Source organism: Paenibacillus sp. 1-18, assembly GCF_000520755.1.
Classification (GTDB): domain Bacteria; phylum Bacillota; class Bacilli; order Paenibacillales; family Paenibacillaceae; genus Paenibacillus; species Paenibacillus brasilensis.
Genome location: NZ_ASSB01000293.1, coordinates 31,138 through 45,402 on the forward strand (window position 1 = coordinate 31,138; position 14,265 = coordinate 45,402).

Below are 14,265 nucleotides of genomic sequence, written 5' to 3' on the forward strand. Positions count from 1 at the left end.
TTTTTTTGGCACAAAAAATAACCTTTTATGAACGCCTGCATATGTGCGTCATTAAAAGGTCCGAACAGCCAAAAAAGACACTCATTTTGAGATCGTCCCTTCTGTCTCGGTCCTGTTCGGCTCAGAGCAGAATCCAACGTAACCTTCAAATGAAGTTATGATGGTTTTACAAACTTGCTAAAGTAGAGCATGTGCCCTTGGAGTGCAGCTCGGACCGTCCGATGCCGCCTCCTGCACAGTATAACAAAAAACATCCACTTTTTCACGTGAAGTTTTGCACAGAGATAGCGATTCCGGGCGTTACTCACAGCTATGCTAGCTCTTACAATTGTATATCGCCTGAAATAACCTGAATTCGCTCTCCCTGATCTGTTTCTACCACTAATGCCCCAGAAGGGTCCAAGCCAACGGCAGTACCTTCTACTGCTACCCCTTGTCCGGTGTGTGCACGTACAGTGCGGTTGATCGTTACCGATAGCGCCTCCCACAGCATGGCTATAGGCTGGAACCCCTGTTCTGCATACAACCTGCATAGCTGCTCCATCTCCCCCAGCACTGCTGCAATCAATTCAGTACGGTCAATTTCACGCCCTGCCTCTATTTTCAAGGACGTTCCCACCTGGGATAGCTCTTCGGGGTAATCATCCCTATTCAAATTCACATCAATGCCGATGCCTGCAATACAATAGCGGACCCGTTGATCCTCTGCTGCAGATTCCAGCAGAATACCGGACACTTTGCGACCATGAATAAGCAGATCATTCGGCCACTTTATGCCAGTCTTCACACCCGTCAGACGACGAATGGCCCTGCACAACGCCACACCTGTAAGCAGTGTCAGTTGGGGAGTAAAGGCCATGGGCTGGGTGGGACGCAGCACAATGCTCATCCAGACGCCTTTGCCGCGAGGTGAAAACCACCTCCGGCCCAAACGTCCCCGGCCTGCTGTCTGCTCCTCTGCCAGCACTACCGTTCCCTCCGGCGCTCCCTCTTCTGCCAAACGCATGGCATCCTGCTGAGTGGAGACCGTCGAATCCAGTATAACGATACGCTTGCCAAACGATTGTGTATTCAATGAATGTGCCAGTTTGGAAACTTCCAGTCGATCTGGTCGGGACACGATTCGGTAGCCCCGACGCGAGGAGGCTTCAATATTGTAGCCCAGCTCACGCAGCTTGTTAATCTGCTTCCATACCGCCGTGCGGCTGACCGAGAGGCGGCGGCTGATTTCCTCCCCTGAGACATAATCGGATGTCCCCTCCTCCAGTATGCCTAACAATCTCTCATGATTATTCACTACTTATCACCCGTTTCGTCACCCGTTTCGCTTCCTGAAGCAATGCTTCTGTTTCATTCGGGATATCTCCGCAGGCGGCAGCCAGTAGAAGCTGTTCCAGCGTCTGCCCCAGCCAAGGCCCACCCGGTCGATTCATCGCTTGAACCAGTACATTTCCTGTAATGTTTAAATCCTTAATGCGAATCACAGCGGCTTGCTTCGTCCACGAATTGGCCAGTTCTGCCATCCTCGCCACATGCATGTCTGCCCCTGACGATAATCCACGGAATGAGGGAGGCAGTGTCTTATAAAGCTCAAGCCAATCCAAAGCGGTATCCCGTCCCAGTTTAATTAACAGTCGAATCCAGCTGCGACGCAGTGCCTCATCGTGGAATTCATCATCTTTGTGCGAAGCAGAATCAACCGCTATCACCACAGCACAGCTGACTAGCTCGGCCTCCCATTCCAGCAGATGGACCAGCCGCAGACGTACAGCGTTGGAGAAGGTCCAAGCTCTCAGCAGCTCGTCGGCTGTCTCCGAGGTCAGTCTGCAAGATAACAGGAGCAAGCCCCAACGCAGTTCATCCGGCAGCTCCACGATCCCGCTGAGCGCGTCCCTTTCGCATTGCTCCCAGGGAACAGGCACCTTTGTACAGGCCAGCAATCCGCTGCGCCTCAGCATTTCCAGCCCACGCAATGGGTCCGGCCCGGACAGCATCTTTTCCAGTTCGACTCGTACGCGCTCCATTGCTATAAATCGAAGTCCTTCTCTGCGTCGAATCATCCCTTTCCAGGTGTTGAAGGCGACACGGAAACGGAAAACAGAGGCAAAACGGATGCAACGCAGCATTCGCAGTCCGTCCTCCTCAAATCGTTCCTCGGCACGGCCCACACAACGGACGAGAGCAGCCCGTAAATCAGCTTCCCCTCCAAACGGGTCCACTCGCGCTCCATATTTATCCATTGCTATCGCGTTCATGGTAAAATCACGTCGCATCAGATCCTGCCGGATGTCCTTCACAAAAGCGACTTCCGTGGGTCGGCGGTGATCAGCATAGCCGCTTTCCGTACGAAATGTGGTCACCTCGAATGCATGACCGCCCTGCATGACCGTAACCGTCCCATGCTGAATTCCTGTCGGAATGACATGAGGGAACAGTGCTATGACTTGTTCAGGCTCAGCCGAAGTGGTCAGGTCCATGTCATGAATAGCACGACCTAACAGCTCATCCCGTACACAGCCACCTACCCAGTAGGTCTCGTGACCTGCTGCCGTTAGTGTATGTATGACCTCTCTGCTATGAAGAGCCATCTCTTGATCAGCATATTGCCACGTATTTGTGTTCACAGGGTTTCCCCCTTTGCAAATATTCAATAAAAAAACGGACGCGAGTCCGTCTTCTTAAACGCAGATCGGTTTAAGATCCGGTACCTCGCGTCCCAACACACGGTAATATATTTCTTCATATTGACGACTAATCAGCTCATCACAGAAAACAGTACGAGCACGTGCCAGACAGGCTTCACGGAAACGTTCTGCCATCGCTTCATCGGATAACAGCTCGACTGCATATTCAGCCATTGCCTCGGTGTTGCCAATTTCAGCAAGATAGCCCGTACTTCCATGTACAACAAGTTCAGGTATGCCGCCTGCCTGAGAGCCAACGGTCGGCACTCCGCAAGCCATTGCTTCAAGCGCAACCAGCCCAAAGCTTTCCTTTTCCGAAGGAAGCAGCAGCACATCCGCCATGGAAATGACTTGTGCAATCTCATCTTGCTTACCCAAAAAGAATACCTTATCCTGTAAGCCTAAATTTTCTATTTTACAGCGGATTTTCGGAAGATCCGGCCCTTCCCCAACCAGCAGCAGCTTCGAAGGTATCTTTTCCTGCACTCGTTCAAATATATCCAATACGTCTCCCACCCGTTTGACAGGGCGGAAATTGGAAATATGCATCATAATTTTTTCATCCGGCTGTGCAAAATCTCTCCGCAGCGCAGCCGCATCTCTTGGATAATACACCCGTTTGTCGACAAAGTTGTAGGTCAAATCAATGGGCCGAGTAATCTCCAGCGCATCTATCGTCTCACGAATCAAATCCTTGGAAACTGCTGTCACAGCGTCGCTTTTGTTAATAGCCAGGCGAATCAGGTCTTTCAACGATTCATCCTGTGCCAGCACCGTAATGTCCGTACCGTGCAGCGTGGTTACCACCTTGAGGTGATCGCCCACCATTTCCTTGGCTAAATAAGCGCAGACCGCATGGGGTACCGCATAATGAACATGAAGTACATCCAAGTTCTTCATTTGTGCGACCTGGGCCATTTTTGTGGCCAGCGACAAATCATAAGGCGGATATCTGAACACGTAATAGTCGTTAACCTCAACCTCATGATAAAATATATTTTTTTGGAATGCCCCGCCTAATCTGAACGGAATACTATTGGCAATAAAATGGACCTCATGCCCCTTCTCGGCCAGCAATTTGCCCAGCTCTGTCGCCACTACACCGGAACCTCCCAGCGATGGATAACAGGTAATTCCAATTTTCAATTTGTCATTCAAGTTAAGCTGCCCCCTTCCGTTCATCGGAAATGACTTTTAATAATAGCACACACCAAATACAGTGCACACTTATGTCAAGAATTTTATAAATCCTTATGTGAATAGCTTAACCAGATGAGGCGTTTTGGACGCAAAGCCCTCTGCATATGAAATCAGTTTTCGCTGACCCAACAAAGAGTCCCGGGCTTTCACACGCTCTACATATCCCTGATTTAACGGCGTAGCTACCGTATCCTTACCTGGTGCAGCCTGAAATTGCGAAGCATAGCTTAACAGCGATTGCTCCTTGGCTTCATAGTGCTCGGTGATGTCCACGATCAGGTCCGTTCTGCCGATGTCATTAATAAAATAAAAATATAATTGCTCCACCTGAACCGCAGGTTTTTCTGGCATAAAGCGTCGTAGCTTGGCGTTAAACACCGCTTCCTCCACCAGTTTGCTGCACATAACATGATCCGGATGCCGATCCTCCCAATATGGAGCAAATACGATTTTGGGTGCATGACGCCTGATCTCTGCTGTAACTGCAGCTACATGCTCAGGTGTCACATATAATCCACGGTCAGGCAGTCCCAGATTCGTCCGCACGGCAAGCCCCAGCACTTTCGATGCGTGCTCAGCTTCTGCCAAACGAGTATCCACATCCCCATTGGAGGACATTTCAGCCCGTGTCAAATCGCACACACCCACTTTTAAACCAGCGGCTGTATGCTTGGCAATCGTGCCCCCCATGCCTATCTCTGCATCGTCGGCATGAGCTCCAAAAATCAGGATGTCCAGCGTCATTTCACATCACCCAACTCGTCAATGCCCGGTTTATATTTATGTACCAGCTCACGCCATGCAAAATCGCCGCGATCCAGCGCCTTAACCAGTATTTCAGCCGTTGCAACATTAGTTGCCAAAGGAATCCCCTGCACGTCACACAGACGCAGCAACGCACTAATATCCGGCTCATGCGGCTGTGCCATTAACGGGTCACGCAAGAATATAATCATATCCATTTCGTTTTGTGCAACCAAGGCTCCGATTTGCTGGTCTCCCCCAAGCGGTCCTGACATGAAACGGTGAATTTGAAGCTTTGTTTGCTCCATAATGCGCAGACCTGTCGTGCCTGTTGAATACAATTGATGGTCTGTAAACACATGCTCATATGCCGTTGCAAAATTAACAATTTCATCCTTTTTACGATCATGCGCTATAAATGCAATCTTTAACATTCGAAATTCCTCCTGCCTCATTCTATAATTCCGTTCGTCAATTCATTCGCATTATTCTTAATCAATGTAATGCTCAAACCCGTATACAAGTCCCGGCTGCTCCATGACTTTTTGAATACCGATTTTGACACCAGGCATATAGCCAGCCCGCTCATAAGAGTCCTGACGGATTTTAAGGGATTGTCCAAATCCTCCGAATATCACTTCCTGTTGCGCGAATACGCCGGGGAGCCGGACACTATGGATACGAAAGCCTTGATAGTAACCGCCACGTGATCCCTCAAGGGTTTCCTCCTCTTCCGGATTGCCCTGTCGCAGCTCCTGGCGTTGCTCCGCAATCAGCTCTGCAGTCTTGATGGCTGTTCCGGAAGGCGCGTCCAATTTTTGGTCACCATGATATTCGATGATTTCCAAATGCGGGAAGTATTTTGCCGCCTGAGCCGCAAAGCGCATCATCAAAATGACTCCAATGGAGAAGTTAGGCGCAATCAGACCACCGATTTGCTGTTCCCGGCACTGCTTGTCCAGTTCATCAATCTGCTCGGGTGTTAACCCTGTGGTTCCGATAACCGGACGAACTCCATGCTTGATCGCAAGCGCTGTATGTGCGTACGCACAACGCGGCCCCGTAAAATCGACCATGACATCTGGTCGACTATCCAGCAAAGCCTGCTCCACGTCCTCTACAATAGCGATGCCCGCTTCCTTCAGTCCGACGAGAAGGCCGGCATCACTGCCGGCGTGCGTTCTGTTCACTGCGGCCACAAGCTGTAGTTCCTCATCCTGGAGAACCAACTTGACAACCTCACGGCCCATACGCCCTGCTGCACCTACGACAGCTACTTTTATTGGTTCTGACATATCCCTACAACTCCTTATGCATCAATTTGTGCTAGATTTGTTCATTCATCTGTTGGCATAACTTCTTCATGAGATTGGCAAGCTGTACATTGTGAGGAAACAATGCAGCCGCCTCACGGGCAGCCTGCACAGCCAGCTCATATTCACTCAATTCATCATAAATCAATGCGAGCAGCATAAATGCATCACCGCATAGCGGATCAAGAGCAATTGCCTGTTCCAGCAGCAAGATCGCATCTCGATGCAGCTGTGATGTAATTTTTTCTACATCCAGCATCTTTCTGGCCTTCTCCGTAAGTTGCCTGGCTTGCTGCGCATGCAGATGAAGCACATATTCATCCTGCTGTGGAGCCAGACGAACTGCGTGCTCTGCATAGGCGAGCGCCTGCTCCAAACGTCCACTGCGAGCATAGGTCACCGAACACCGGAAATAATGCTCCGCATGATCAGGCTGGGCTGAAATCGCTTTTTCAAACCATTCCACGGCCTGCTCAAAATCGTTCTGCAAAATGCATTGGTAAGCTTTCTGAACGTATTCCTCCGCCTTCATGACACTGCACCTCCGGGTAACCGGTTTGGTACAGCATATGTACAAAACGCCTAATCGGTGTCCTTTTTGGTCCAGCGATTCGCGTCACGTGTGTTAAATTTATGCATGACCTTGTCATGAGCCTCGGTCAAATTTATACCCAGCGAATTCGCAAAGCAAACCGTAATGAACAAAATATCCCCCAGCTCCAGCTCAATATAATTGTCAGCCTCATCCGTTTTTTTCGGTTTTTCGCCAAAGGAGTGATTCACTTCCCTCGCCAGTTCTCCGACTTCCTCAGACATCCGGGCCAGCATCGCCAAAGGGCTAAAATACCCTTCCTTGAATTGAGATATATACTGATCTACCTCACGTTGAATATCATCTAACGATTTTTCCATGAAGCATACAATCCCCCTATGTGCAGGTTTATTCATATGTTATCGTAAAGCACATTTTAAAACAAATTTTTTTTAAATTGAACTTGCGCCTCCATCTTGTAATCATTAGACTTTTAAAGCTACCATAAAAAGGTATACTAAACATAAGGATCTACGGTTTTCCCGAATTACAAGAAATCGTTCATCACCAAACTGCTATTGCGAGGGATTATATGAAGATATCCAAATTCATCGAACAGCTTAAAATCATTTTACCCATTCTGCTCGGCACTGCTATCTATGCATTCGGTCTGCTGTATTTCATTATACCCAGTAAACTGATGGAAGGCGGCATTACAGGGATTACGCTATTGTTGAATTATGCTTTTTCGATTTCCCCCTCGCTCTCCACATTACTCCTGAATATTCCTTTATTTTTGATCGGATGGAAAATGCTTGGTGGCAAGCAGATTATATATACGGGGATAGGTATCGGATCGCTTACTTTTTTTCTGTGGTTATTTGAAAAAATGATTCATTTCGGATGGATGGGGACCTTTCAAACCGAACACGATATTATACTTTCTTCATTATATGCCGGGGTTACACTCGGGGCCGGGTTAGGTATTGTATTCCGCTTTGGCGGGACTACTGGCGGCTCGGATATTATCGCTCGAATTTTAAATCGAAATTTCGGCTGGAGTATGGGAAGGATTCTGCTGGTGATTGATATTGTCATTATCGGCGCTTCATTACTTTACATACCAAAAGAAAAAATTCTCTATACGCTAGTCGCCGTGTTCATCGCGTCCAAGATTATTGATTTTATACAGGAGGGGGCTTATTCAGCCAGAGCTTTTATGATTATCAGTGACCATACGATGGATATTGCCGATATGATTACAAAGGACATGGATCGGGGAGTTACGATTATTCCCGCTGTAGGAGCATTTTCCAAGCAGGCCAAGCATGTTGCCTACTGCGTCGTGTCTCGCCAGGAAATACGGCGTTTGCATCAGATTGTGAAGTCCGTCGATCCTCGAGCGTTTATCATCATTCAGGATGTGCACGATGTGCATGGAGAGGGATTCAAAGAGGAATAGCCCGGAAATCCGGGCGAGGACAAACGTATATAGAACAGATCCAAGGCTCCAGCTGCGACTGCTCGAGCAGTTCGGACAATTCAGCTGCTCAGCGTTATCTGGAAAACCCGGTTCGATATTTCCGATACCCTACATAAGTCAGCACCAGCAGTACAATCGTCCCGATTGCCAATTCCGCTCGGCGTTCGCTCTCACGGGGGATAAATGGTGCCAAAGCGGTGGCGTCTTTTTCACGTCCAAACAAGGCATTAAAGGTCGGGTTCCCTTGCTCCAATGCTCCCCTAATCGCTGAAGCATCTACGCTTTGCTGATCCCCCAATCCTTTTACGTAGGAAATCCATGAATCGGTCCGTACGACCTCGCTTGTCTTACCATGGATGAGGGCTGCTGTACGTATCGTCTCATAGTGATCCTCCAGCACTGCGGCTCCAGCCGCAAAACCCTTCATGTTACCTTTAGCAAACTGGGTGTTCAGGCCACTGACATCTTCTTTTAAAATTTTATAATACTGCTGCCATAAGGGCTGGCGCGGATGTGCAAGTGCATCTGTCGCAAGCCGCAAACTGGCCGCTGCCTTCACCCACTCATCAGGCGAAGCTTGCACGGACTGTGTAGCCTGCTGCACCTCAAGGATACTGCCGGATAAAGCATGAATGGCCTCTACAGATAGCGCTGCCTGTACCTGCCCAGTGCTGAACCATCGGCTCACCTCAGCTACATCCGCGCGCGCTTTTTCAATATTCCCGTCCATTACGTCCCGGTACAATATCGCAGCAGTTTGATCCATTTTTTGAATTTCTTTTGTATTAACAGTAGGCTTTGACTGATCGCGTGCTACCGCTATACCTGGAGGGACGCAGACGAACAGCAGCAGGACCATAGATAACACAATACTCGATACAACACGTAACGTAATACGAAACCCCCGACCCCAAATCATGGGACATCCCTCCTCACCTTACTGTATGGCAAGGTTACCGGGACTAGAACTGGCTTTAGGTGAATCGTTCGAAACCAGGCTACGACTCAAGCTGTATCTCGATGATACGATGTCTTTTGATTGCGTGCCAGCATAGCCAGCCATCCCGCTACGATACTGAAAAGCGTCAGTATATAGGTAAAAGCACGCACTTGCGGTACATCATCCGTTAGTGTCTTTGGAAGGTACGGATAAATGCCAAATGTATAATCCATCGTATCGTTTAACAGTGTCCATATAGCGGCCAATCCTAAAGCAATCCAATTGCAGGTAAAAAAACGTACGAACAGCAGTGCTTCAACTGCCATGGCCGTATGAGAAGCCACCAGCATCCAATCCTGCCATATCATATGGTCCCCCTGCGCCACACCCCAAAAAATAATAGTCGAGGCCCAGATACCGTACTTTATACTCGTAACCACAGCCAACGCCTCCATCACCTGACGAATCAGTCTCAAGCTCTTGAGACGTGGAGGATAAAGCAAAAATATGATAGAGAATGTAAAAAACAGACTGGCCGTCGGGCTATCAGGCACAAATACAATTTGCCACAGCGGGTGAAATTTTAGCGTATATTCCAGCTGTCCTCCATACCATATGTACCCATACACTGTTCCAATCAGATTGCACCAGAACAACAGCCACAAAAAAGGCCGGCTCGTCAGGAACGACCGGCTCCACAAATAAGATAACGACATGTCCTTCATCCTCCGTTCAAACGATAGAACCCCCACAGGCTCCATCCTTCCAAAACTATATCATATCCAATCGTATAAGAAAAACGTCTATCGACGTACTTTTACGGAAGTCGATCTTGCTTAGCGGAAGTTATTCTGCGATTATAGGATTGTTCAGCTCCACCTGAAAATTTATAATTTCCAAAAAAACCTGGCCGCAGCTACGGTCAGGTTTGTGATTTATGATCTTGAACTGACGATGGGTCTGAAATGCCCAGCTAAAGCTCCCTAAAATCGTTTCAACTCATCGCTCTCAGCTCATCCGTAAGATGACGGAAAGCTACTTCATCTCCGGAGGCCAGCGCCTCATCAATATCCTTGTAGAGCTTTTCACTCCGGTGTTTACGTAATGCCTCGTCCAAAACCATTTCAGCAGACAGCCCCAACATTACTTCATAAGTAACCTTCATTTTATCCATAGGATGCACCTCCAACATGAGTTTAAGAGATCCTATATTCTTTTCCTTTCGCCACATAGCTGAGTGCCGTTCGTGACATCCGCTGCAAATCCGCATCGGTCAATTCACGCACCACTTTGGCAGGTGTACCGAGAGAAAGAGTATAGGGTGGTATTTTAGTATTTTCCGTAACGACCGACCCTGCTCCTATTAAAGCATATTCACCAAGCTCCGCTCCGTTGAGTACAATGGCCCCCATACCGATTAAAGTGCCTTTGCCTACCGTACAGCCATGGATAATGGCAGCATGTCCCACCGAAATATCATTCGCCAGCACTAGAGGCTGGTCCGTGTTCACATGGCCCACGACCCCATCCTGAATATTGCAGCGTTCACCGATGATGACAGGCGCCATATCCCCGCGCAGTACGGCATTAAACCATACGGAGGAATCTTGGCCGATCGTTACCTTTCCGACAATTTTTGCTCCTTCTGCCACATAGACAGATGAATGGAGCTGTGGCATATTTCCGTTATAGTGAATCAGCATTATCTTCACCCTCTCATTTTGGGTGAATTCTATCAACATGCGTGCTGCTTGTCAATGGAGCCGTATACCCGGGCCGTTCCGCACAATGCGGCAGTCCCCAGCCAGCTTCAGCCCCCAGGCCGTCATCTGTACAGATGGTTTTATCGGGTCCTCACCTTGACGAAGCATACCCAGATGTAGCATCATTCGGAGGATCCTCTGATCAAAGACCGAACGGGGCGTATCATAGTAAAACGGTCGGATCAGCGGCCCGATATGTACAAAAAGCGACTCTGAGGATGTCCAGGGCCTGGCACATTCTCCAATCCAATAGACTAGAGAAAGCAGATTGGGAACAGCTCCTTTATACAATCTTAACCAAAACCTGAATAGCTGCATCATTTCATCCTCTATTGCGTGCTCTCTTTGCGCCTCCCCCTTTGCCGTCAGCACAACCCGATCTCCCTTCTCCTCAATGTACCTGGAGTGACGGGCATAATCATACAGTAGTGCCATTCGGTCTGGATAAAACTTAAAAGAGGAACCGTATCCGAAACGCCAGCCTCCCTTGCCCAGCAGTGGCTCCGCAATATGCAAATGCTCCATTAGTTGCTGCTGATTGCGACGGTACCATGCCCCCTCGGGATTTAGCGGAACCTCATGCTCCCCCATGTACTGAAGGAAGAGTCGTAAATCCTCCGCCAAAAGATGTCCCTCTTCCCGGTACGATGACGGTTCACTTACCCGGGACATTCCGTTTTGGAGATCACGCACCATAACACGGCGAAAGCGCTCCTTCATATCCAACGGAATTTGGTACAAATATCTCGTGCTGTGCGTAGAACCGTTGAACAGCCAGCCGCTAGAGCGCAGACGGGTCACGATGTCCCGTGGCCGTTCACCATTATCCACGTCCCCATCGACAGATTGTTTGGCAATCGCAATCAATTCCTCCATACTGAAGTAAGGTCGGTCATCGAACAACAGTGCATTCAAAAACCTTATTTCTGACAACCTCAGCTCCCTAACCTGCGTCTCAAAAAAACTGCTGCTGCCAAGCTTCGTCAAAATACCCTGGATTAACTCATGCTTGGAATTGGGCTTACAGTCACAATCGTAATACACCGCAATTCTGTTCAAGTGCACAATATCCGCAAATGTCAGCATATCCGCCAGATTCATCGTTCCATCGCCTCGCCACTGGACTGTCATCCGGAAATGATTCTTACCTGTTGTACCCACAGCTTTGACGGAATGTTCAGACTCTAAACCTATTTTTTTGTAAAGGTATAATTAAAAAAACAAAAAGACCACGACTTCTACGGTTCGTAGAATATCGTGGCCTTTCTTTATCTTTTTGAATTACATTCACTTTTTTCTTGTAAATGCTTCATACAATTATACAAAAGGGGTGTCCAATCAGGACCTTCACGCTGAAGCATACTCAATGACAAATTTCCAATTCGTTCCGTACATTTTTCCTGATACAGCGCCTTGTACAAATTAGCCAAAAAACCCCCGTGGGAAACAACCAACAGATTTTTCTCGCGATTTTCCGACCAGATGGCCTCCATAAAAGCCAAACCGCGCTGCTGAAGAGCCTCATCGCTCTCCTGTCCAAGATCAAGCAGGTGCCAGTCGATCCCCCACTTCTCTTCACGTTCAGCCTGTGTCATCCCCTCGACCTTGCCATAAGCACGTTCTCTTAGTCGATCATCCGGCTCCAGCAGCGGAAGCTGCAGAGCAGAAGCAATAATTTCTCCCGTCTCTTTCGCTCTGGAGAGGCTGCTTGTAATAAGCCCGTCCCAATGATAGGGTTCTTCCTTTAATCGTTCTGCCAGCAGGCGTGCCTGCCGTCGCCCTTCCTCATTCAACGGAATATCACTGTGGCCCTGAATTTTACCCACCGCATTCCAGTCTGTCAATCCATGTCTGATCAAACCAATAAGCATTGTGTCGTTCCTCCGCTATTCTGTTATTCAGGCTAATTTCTAACCCTTCTTGTCCGATGGATCCAGCCCAGAGAAAATAAAGCAAGCGCAAGCGCCAACACAGACAACAAGATCCAATATTGCGGGTAAGTAGGAACAATGCTTGCAACCAGCGGTTCCATAATGCCTGTATTCATATCTTTAATGTGATATTGATATTGTGGAGATGTACTTGTAGTTTTCAGCAAGCCTGTCGGTAAAATGCCTGTATCCATGACAGGTGCCGCTTGAGGGGGAGTTTCCTGAGAGGAGCTTCCATTCCAATTCAAAAACAAAAAGCTACACAAAAATACGGCTAAAAAACCAGCAATCCATACAGACATATACTTACGGGCTGCCGGGTTCACACGCGCACGTCGGTGCTCGCCGGGAACAAGCCACGGTGACTCTTCATAAATGCGATCCATAACCCGGCGATTCATCGCCTCTACCTGCTCATCTGTTATTTCAAAGGAAATATCGCGGATAGCGGATCGACCCTCTTTTGATAAATTCCATTCATTTTCTTCCGAACCAAGCTCCCACTTGTCAGACGAGCTTTTGGCTCGTCTGCGCTCCGAGTCCTGTTTCGATACATTTTTGCCTGTAGCGAACAAATCCTCAGCGTCCCTGGATTTCATTGGCTGCTCATCCCTTCGTTTTCCTCATAGAGAGGTTCAAAAAAATAAGGCTCCAACTGCGTCTTCACACTGGTTCTTGCCCGGAAAAGCAACGACTTCACCGCACTGACCGTCTGTCCTAAAATAGTAGCAATCTCCTGATAATCCAATTGCTCATATTCACGCAAAATCAGCGCTGATCTCTGCTTTTCAGGCAATCTGTTGATCGCTTCACGGACCATCTCTACCTTCTCGCCGCGTAGGACGGCCTGCTCCGGAATTACATCCGGTGGTGCTACCGGCACATAACCGCTCTCCTCCAATGGAACCTGACCGCTACGATGCTTGCGAAGCTCGCTTAGCACTGTATTGCGTGCAATCGTATATAACCAAGTGGAGAACGATGCGTCAACCTCGCGAAAAGAATGCAGGCTCCGGTACGCTTTGTAAAACGTCTCCGAACATAAGTCCTCAGCGATCATTTCCAGGTTCGAACTTTTTAGCATATGATAAACAAAAGCTAAAATTTTACGTTGGTGCCGCCTCATTAATTCTGAATAAACCTCAACATTACCTTGTTTGATTTCCTGAATCATCTGGGAATCTGTCATCATTCGAGTGAGACCCTCCTCGCCCATACATGTGCTGTTTCCCCATCCGATTCTGTCTATATATACCGAACAGGTCAAAAAAAGTTGCGCCCTCTGCGCAAATGATGAAACAGCATCATGGAACATTTGTTATTTTTTTACCCTATGTACTGCCAACATTAACGGTGCTATCCCCGACAATACTCATTATCCCAAATGGACTTACCTATTGTACCACAAAATACCCGCCAGTAAAAAAGTCCAAAATCCCCACGATTTCCATCATTGGCTCCCTAACGCTGGCAACAGATTCAAATATACGACTTTTCAATTGATTTTATGTTTTTTCAAGATAAAGTAGATGGAGTGACTGGTCTATTGAACCCGCTTTATTTTTGGACGCACGGTTTAAATAATCAGTCAAAAAGAAAACGCTTAAAAAAAACATTGACAAAATGAAAACGTATACATATAATAAAAGTACAGTATGGTTTCTCTCCACTCCTA

Annotated in this window: 17 protein-coding genes; 1 reads left to right on the forward strand and 16 read right to left on the reverse strand. The window is 48.0% G+C overall.

Translation table 11 applies throughout. The features are described 5' to 3' along the window. Positions 1 to 322: 322 nt before the first annotated feature. From L693_RS0118365 to L693_RS0118400, 8 genes are all read right to left on the reverse strand, one after another. Positions 323 to 1,297, reverse strand: a complete 975-nt coding sequence (locus L693_RS0118365; protein WP_025718892.1) for a biotin--[acetyl-CoA-carboxylase] ligase — start codon at positions 1,295 to 1,297, stop codon at positions 323 to 325. Then, positions 1,290 to 2,624 (reverse strand): CCA tRNA nucleotidyltransferase, encoded by a 1,335-nt coding sequence (locus tag L693_RS0118370; RefSeq protein WP_025718893.1) that lies wholly within the window; start codon positions 2,622 to 2,624, stop codon positions 1,290 to 1,292. Before L693_RS0118370 ends, L693_RS0118365 begins: the two co-directional genes overlap by 8 nt. A 54-nt stretch (positions 2,625 to 2,678) precedes the next feature. Beyond that, on the reverse strand, positions 2,679 to 3,842 hold the full coding sequence (gene bshA / locus L693_RS0118375) for an N-acetyl-alpha-D-glucosaminyl L-malate synthase BshA (RefSeq protein ID WP_025718894.1): 1,164 nt from the start codon (positions 3,840 to 3,842) through the stop codon (positions 2,679 to 2,681). Between the two features lie 93 nt (positions 3,843 to 3,935). Then, positions 3,936 to 4,628 carry a bacillithiol biosynthesis deacetylase BshB1 gene (gene bshB1 / locus L693_RS0118380; protein ID WP_025718896.1) on the reverse strand — a complete coding sequence of 231 codons (693 nt, stop codon included), beginning with the start codon at positions 4,626 to 4,628 and terminating at the stop codon, positions 3,936 to 3,938. Next, the gene (gene mgsA, locus L693_RS0118385; RefSeq protein ID WP_025718897.1) at positions 4,625 to 5,062 is read right to left on the reverse strand and encodes a methylglyoxal synthase; all 438 of its coding nucleotides are present in this window, start codon (positions 5,060 to 5,062) and stop codon (positions 4,625 to 4,627) included. Before mgsA ends, bshB1 begins: the two co-directional genes overlap by 4 nt. A 57-nt stretch (positions 5,063 to 5,119) precedes the next feature. Then, positions 5,120 to 5,923, reverse strand: coding sequence for a 4-hydroxy-tetrahydrodipicolinate reductase (gene dapB, locus L693_RS0118390; protein ID WP_025718899.1), 804 nt, complete (start codon positions 5,921 to 5,923; stop codon positions 5,120 to 5,122). Between the two features lie 31 nt (positions 5,924 to 5,954). Then, positions 5,955 to 6,473 (reverse strand): tetratricopeptide repeat protein, encoded by a 519-nt coding sequence (locus L693_RS0118395; RefSeq protein WP_025718901.1) that lies wholly within the window; start codon positions 6,471 to 6,473, stop codon positions 5,955 to 5,957. A 50-nt stretch (positions 6,474 to 6,523) separates the two neighbouring features. Continuing rightward, a complete protein-coding gene (locus tag L693_RS0118400; protein WP_025718902.1) occupies positions 6,524 to 6,853 on the reverse strand; it encodes a nucleotide pyrophosphohydrolase in 330 nt (109 codons plus the stop codon). A gap of 212 nt (positions 6,854 to 7,065) precedes the next feature. Between L693_RS0118400 and L693_RS0118405 the strand changes: the two genes are divergently transcribed. Further along, positions 7,066 to 7,935, forward strand: coding sequence for a YitT family protein (locus tag L693_RS0118405; protein WP_025718903.1), 870 nt, complete (start codon positions 7,066 to 7,068; stop codon positions 7,933 to 7,935). 94 nt (positions 7,936 to 8,029) lie between these two features. Here the strand turns inward: L693_RS0118405 and L693_RS0118410 are convergent, their stop codons facing one another. From L693_RS0118410 to L693_RS0118445, 8 genes are all read right to left on the reverse strand, one after another. After that, positions 8,030 to 8,875 carry a sporulation protein YpjB gene (locus tag L693_RS0118410; RefSeq protein ID WP_025718904.1) on the reverse strand — a complete coding sequence of 282 codons (846 nt, stop codon included), beginning with the start codon at positions 8,873 to 8,875 and terminating at the stop codon, positions 8,030 to 8,032. Between the two features lie 86 nt (positions 8,876 to 8,961). Then, positions 8,962 to 9,612, reverse strand: coding sequence for a DUF1405 domain-containing protein (locus L693_RS0118415; protein WP_025718905.1), 651 nt, complete (start codon positions 9,610 to 9,612; stop codon positions 8,962 to 8,964). 278 nt (positions 9,613 to 9,890) lie between these two features. Continuing rightward, positions 9,891 to 10,070, reverse strand: a complete 180-nt coding sequence (locus L693_RS0118420; protein ID WP_025718907.1) for an IDEAL domain-containing protein — start codon at positions 10,068 to 10,070, stop codon at positions 9,891 to 9,893. A 22-nt stretch (positions 10,071 to 10,092) separates the two neighbouring features. Continuing rightward, positions 10,093 to 10,599 (reverse strand): gamma carbonic anhydrase family protein, encoded by a 507-nt coding sequence (locus L693_RS0118425; RefSeq protein ID WP_025718909.1) that lies wholly within the window; start codon positions 10,597 to 10,599, stop codon positions 10,093 to 10,095. Between the two features lie 51 nt (positions 10,600 to 10,650). Then, on the reverse strand, positions 10,651 to 11,760 hold the full coding sequence (locus L693_RS0118430) for a hypothetical protein (RefSeq protein ID WP_025718910.1): 1,110 nt from the start codon (positions 11,758 to 11,760) through the stop codon (positions 10,651 to 10,653). A gap of 167 nt (positions 11,761 to 11,927) precedes the next feature. Further along, complete coding sequence (locus L693_RS0118435; protein WP_025718911.1) at positions 11,928 to 12,530, reverse strand: histidine phosphatase family protein; 603 nt, start codon at positions 12,528 to 12,530, stop codon at positions 11,928 to 11,930. Positions 12,531 to 12,562: 32 nt separating this feature from the next. Next, positions 12,563 to 13,189, reverse strand: coding sequence for a hypothetical protein (locus tag L693_RS0118440; protein WP_025718912.1), 627 nt, complete (start codon positions 13,187 to 13,189; stop codon positions 12,563 to 12,565). Next, the gene (locus L693_RS0118445) at positions 13,186 to 13,782 is read right to left on the reverse strand and encodes an RNA polymerase sigma factor (RefSeq protein ID WP_007430814.1); all 597 of its coding nucleotides are present in this window, start codon (positions 13,780 to 13,782) and stop codon (positions 13,186 to 13,188) included. The genes L693_RS0118440 and L693_RS0118445 overlap by 4 nt, the downstream gene beginning before the upstream one ends. Positions 13,783 to 14,265: the final 483 nt, after the last annotated feature.

Bases quoted from the DNA above. Each gene is read 5' to 3' on its own strand.
- bshB1 (WP_025718896.1), bottom strand. From the start codon at position 4,628: ATGACGCTGGACATCCTGATTTTTGGAGCTCATGCCGACGATGCAGAG.
- mgsA (WP_025718897.1), bottom strand. From the start codon at position 5,062: ATGTTAAAGATTGCATTTATAGCGCATGATCGTAAAAAGGATGAAATT.
- dapB (WP_025718899.1), bottom strand. From the start codon at position 5,923: ATGTCAGAACCAATAAAAGTAGCTGTCGTAGGTGCAGCAGGGCGTATG.
- L693_RS0118395 (WP_025718901.1), bottom strand. From the start codon at position 6,473: ATGAAGGCGGAGGAATACGTTCAGAAAGCTTACCAATGCATTTTGCAG.
- L693_RS0118400 (WP_025718902.1), bottom strand. From the start codon at position 6,853: ATGGAAAAATCGTTAGATGATATTCAACGTGAGGTAGATCAGTATATA.
- L693_RS0118405 (WP_025718903.1), top strand. From the start codon at position 7,066: ATGAAGATATCCAAATTCATCGAACAGCTTAAAATCATTTTACCCATT.
- L693_RS0118410 (WP_025718904.1), bottom strand. From the start codon at position 8,875: ATGATTTGGGGTCGGGGGTTTCGTATTACGTTACGTGTTGTATCGAGT.
- L693_RS0118415 (WP_025718905.1), bottom strand. From the start codon at position 9,612: ATGTCGTTATCTTATTTGTGGAGCCGGTCGTTCCTGACGAGCCGGCCT.
- L693_RS0118420 (WP_025718907.1), bottom strand. From the start codon at position 10,070: ATGGATAAAATGAAGGTTACTTATGAAGTAATGTTGGGGCTGTCTGCT.
- L693_RS0118425 (WP_025718909.1), bottom strand. From the start codon at position 10,599: ATGCTGATTCACTATAACGGAAATATGCCACAGCTCCATTCATCTGTC.
- L693_RS0118430 (WP_025718910.1), bottom strand. From the start codon at position 11,760: ATGAATCTGGCGGATATGCTGACATTTGCGGATATTGTGCACTTGAAC.
- L693_RS0118435 (WP_025718911.1), bottom strand. From the start codon at position 12,530: ATGCTTATTGGTTTGATCAGACATGGATTGACAGACTGGAATGCGGTG.
- L693_RS0118440 (WP_025718912.1), bottom strand. From the start codon at position 13,189: ATGAAATCCAGGGACGCTGAGGATTTGTTCGCTACAGGCAAAAATGTA.
- L693_RS0118445 (WP_007430814.1), bottom strand. From the start codon at position 13,782: ATGATGACAGATTCCCAGATGATTCAGGAAATCAAACAAGGTAATGTT.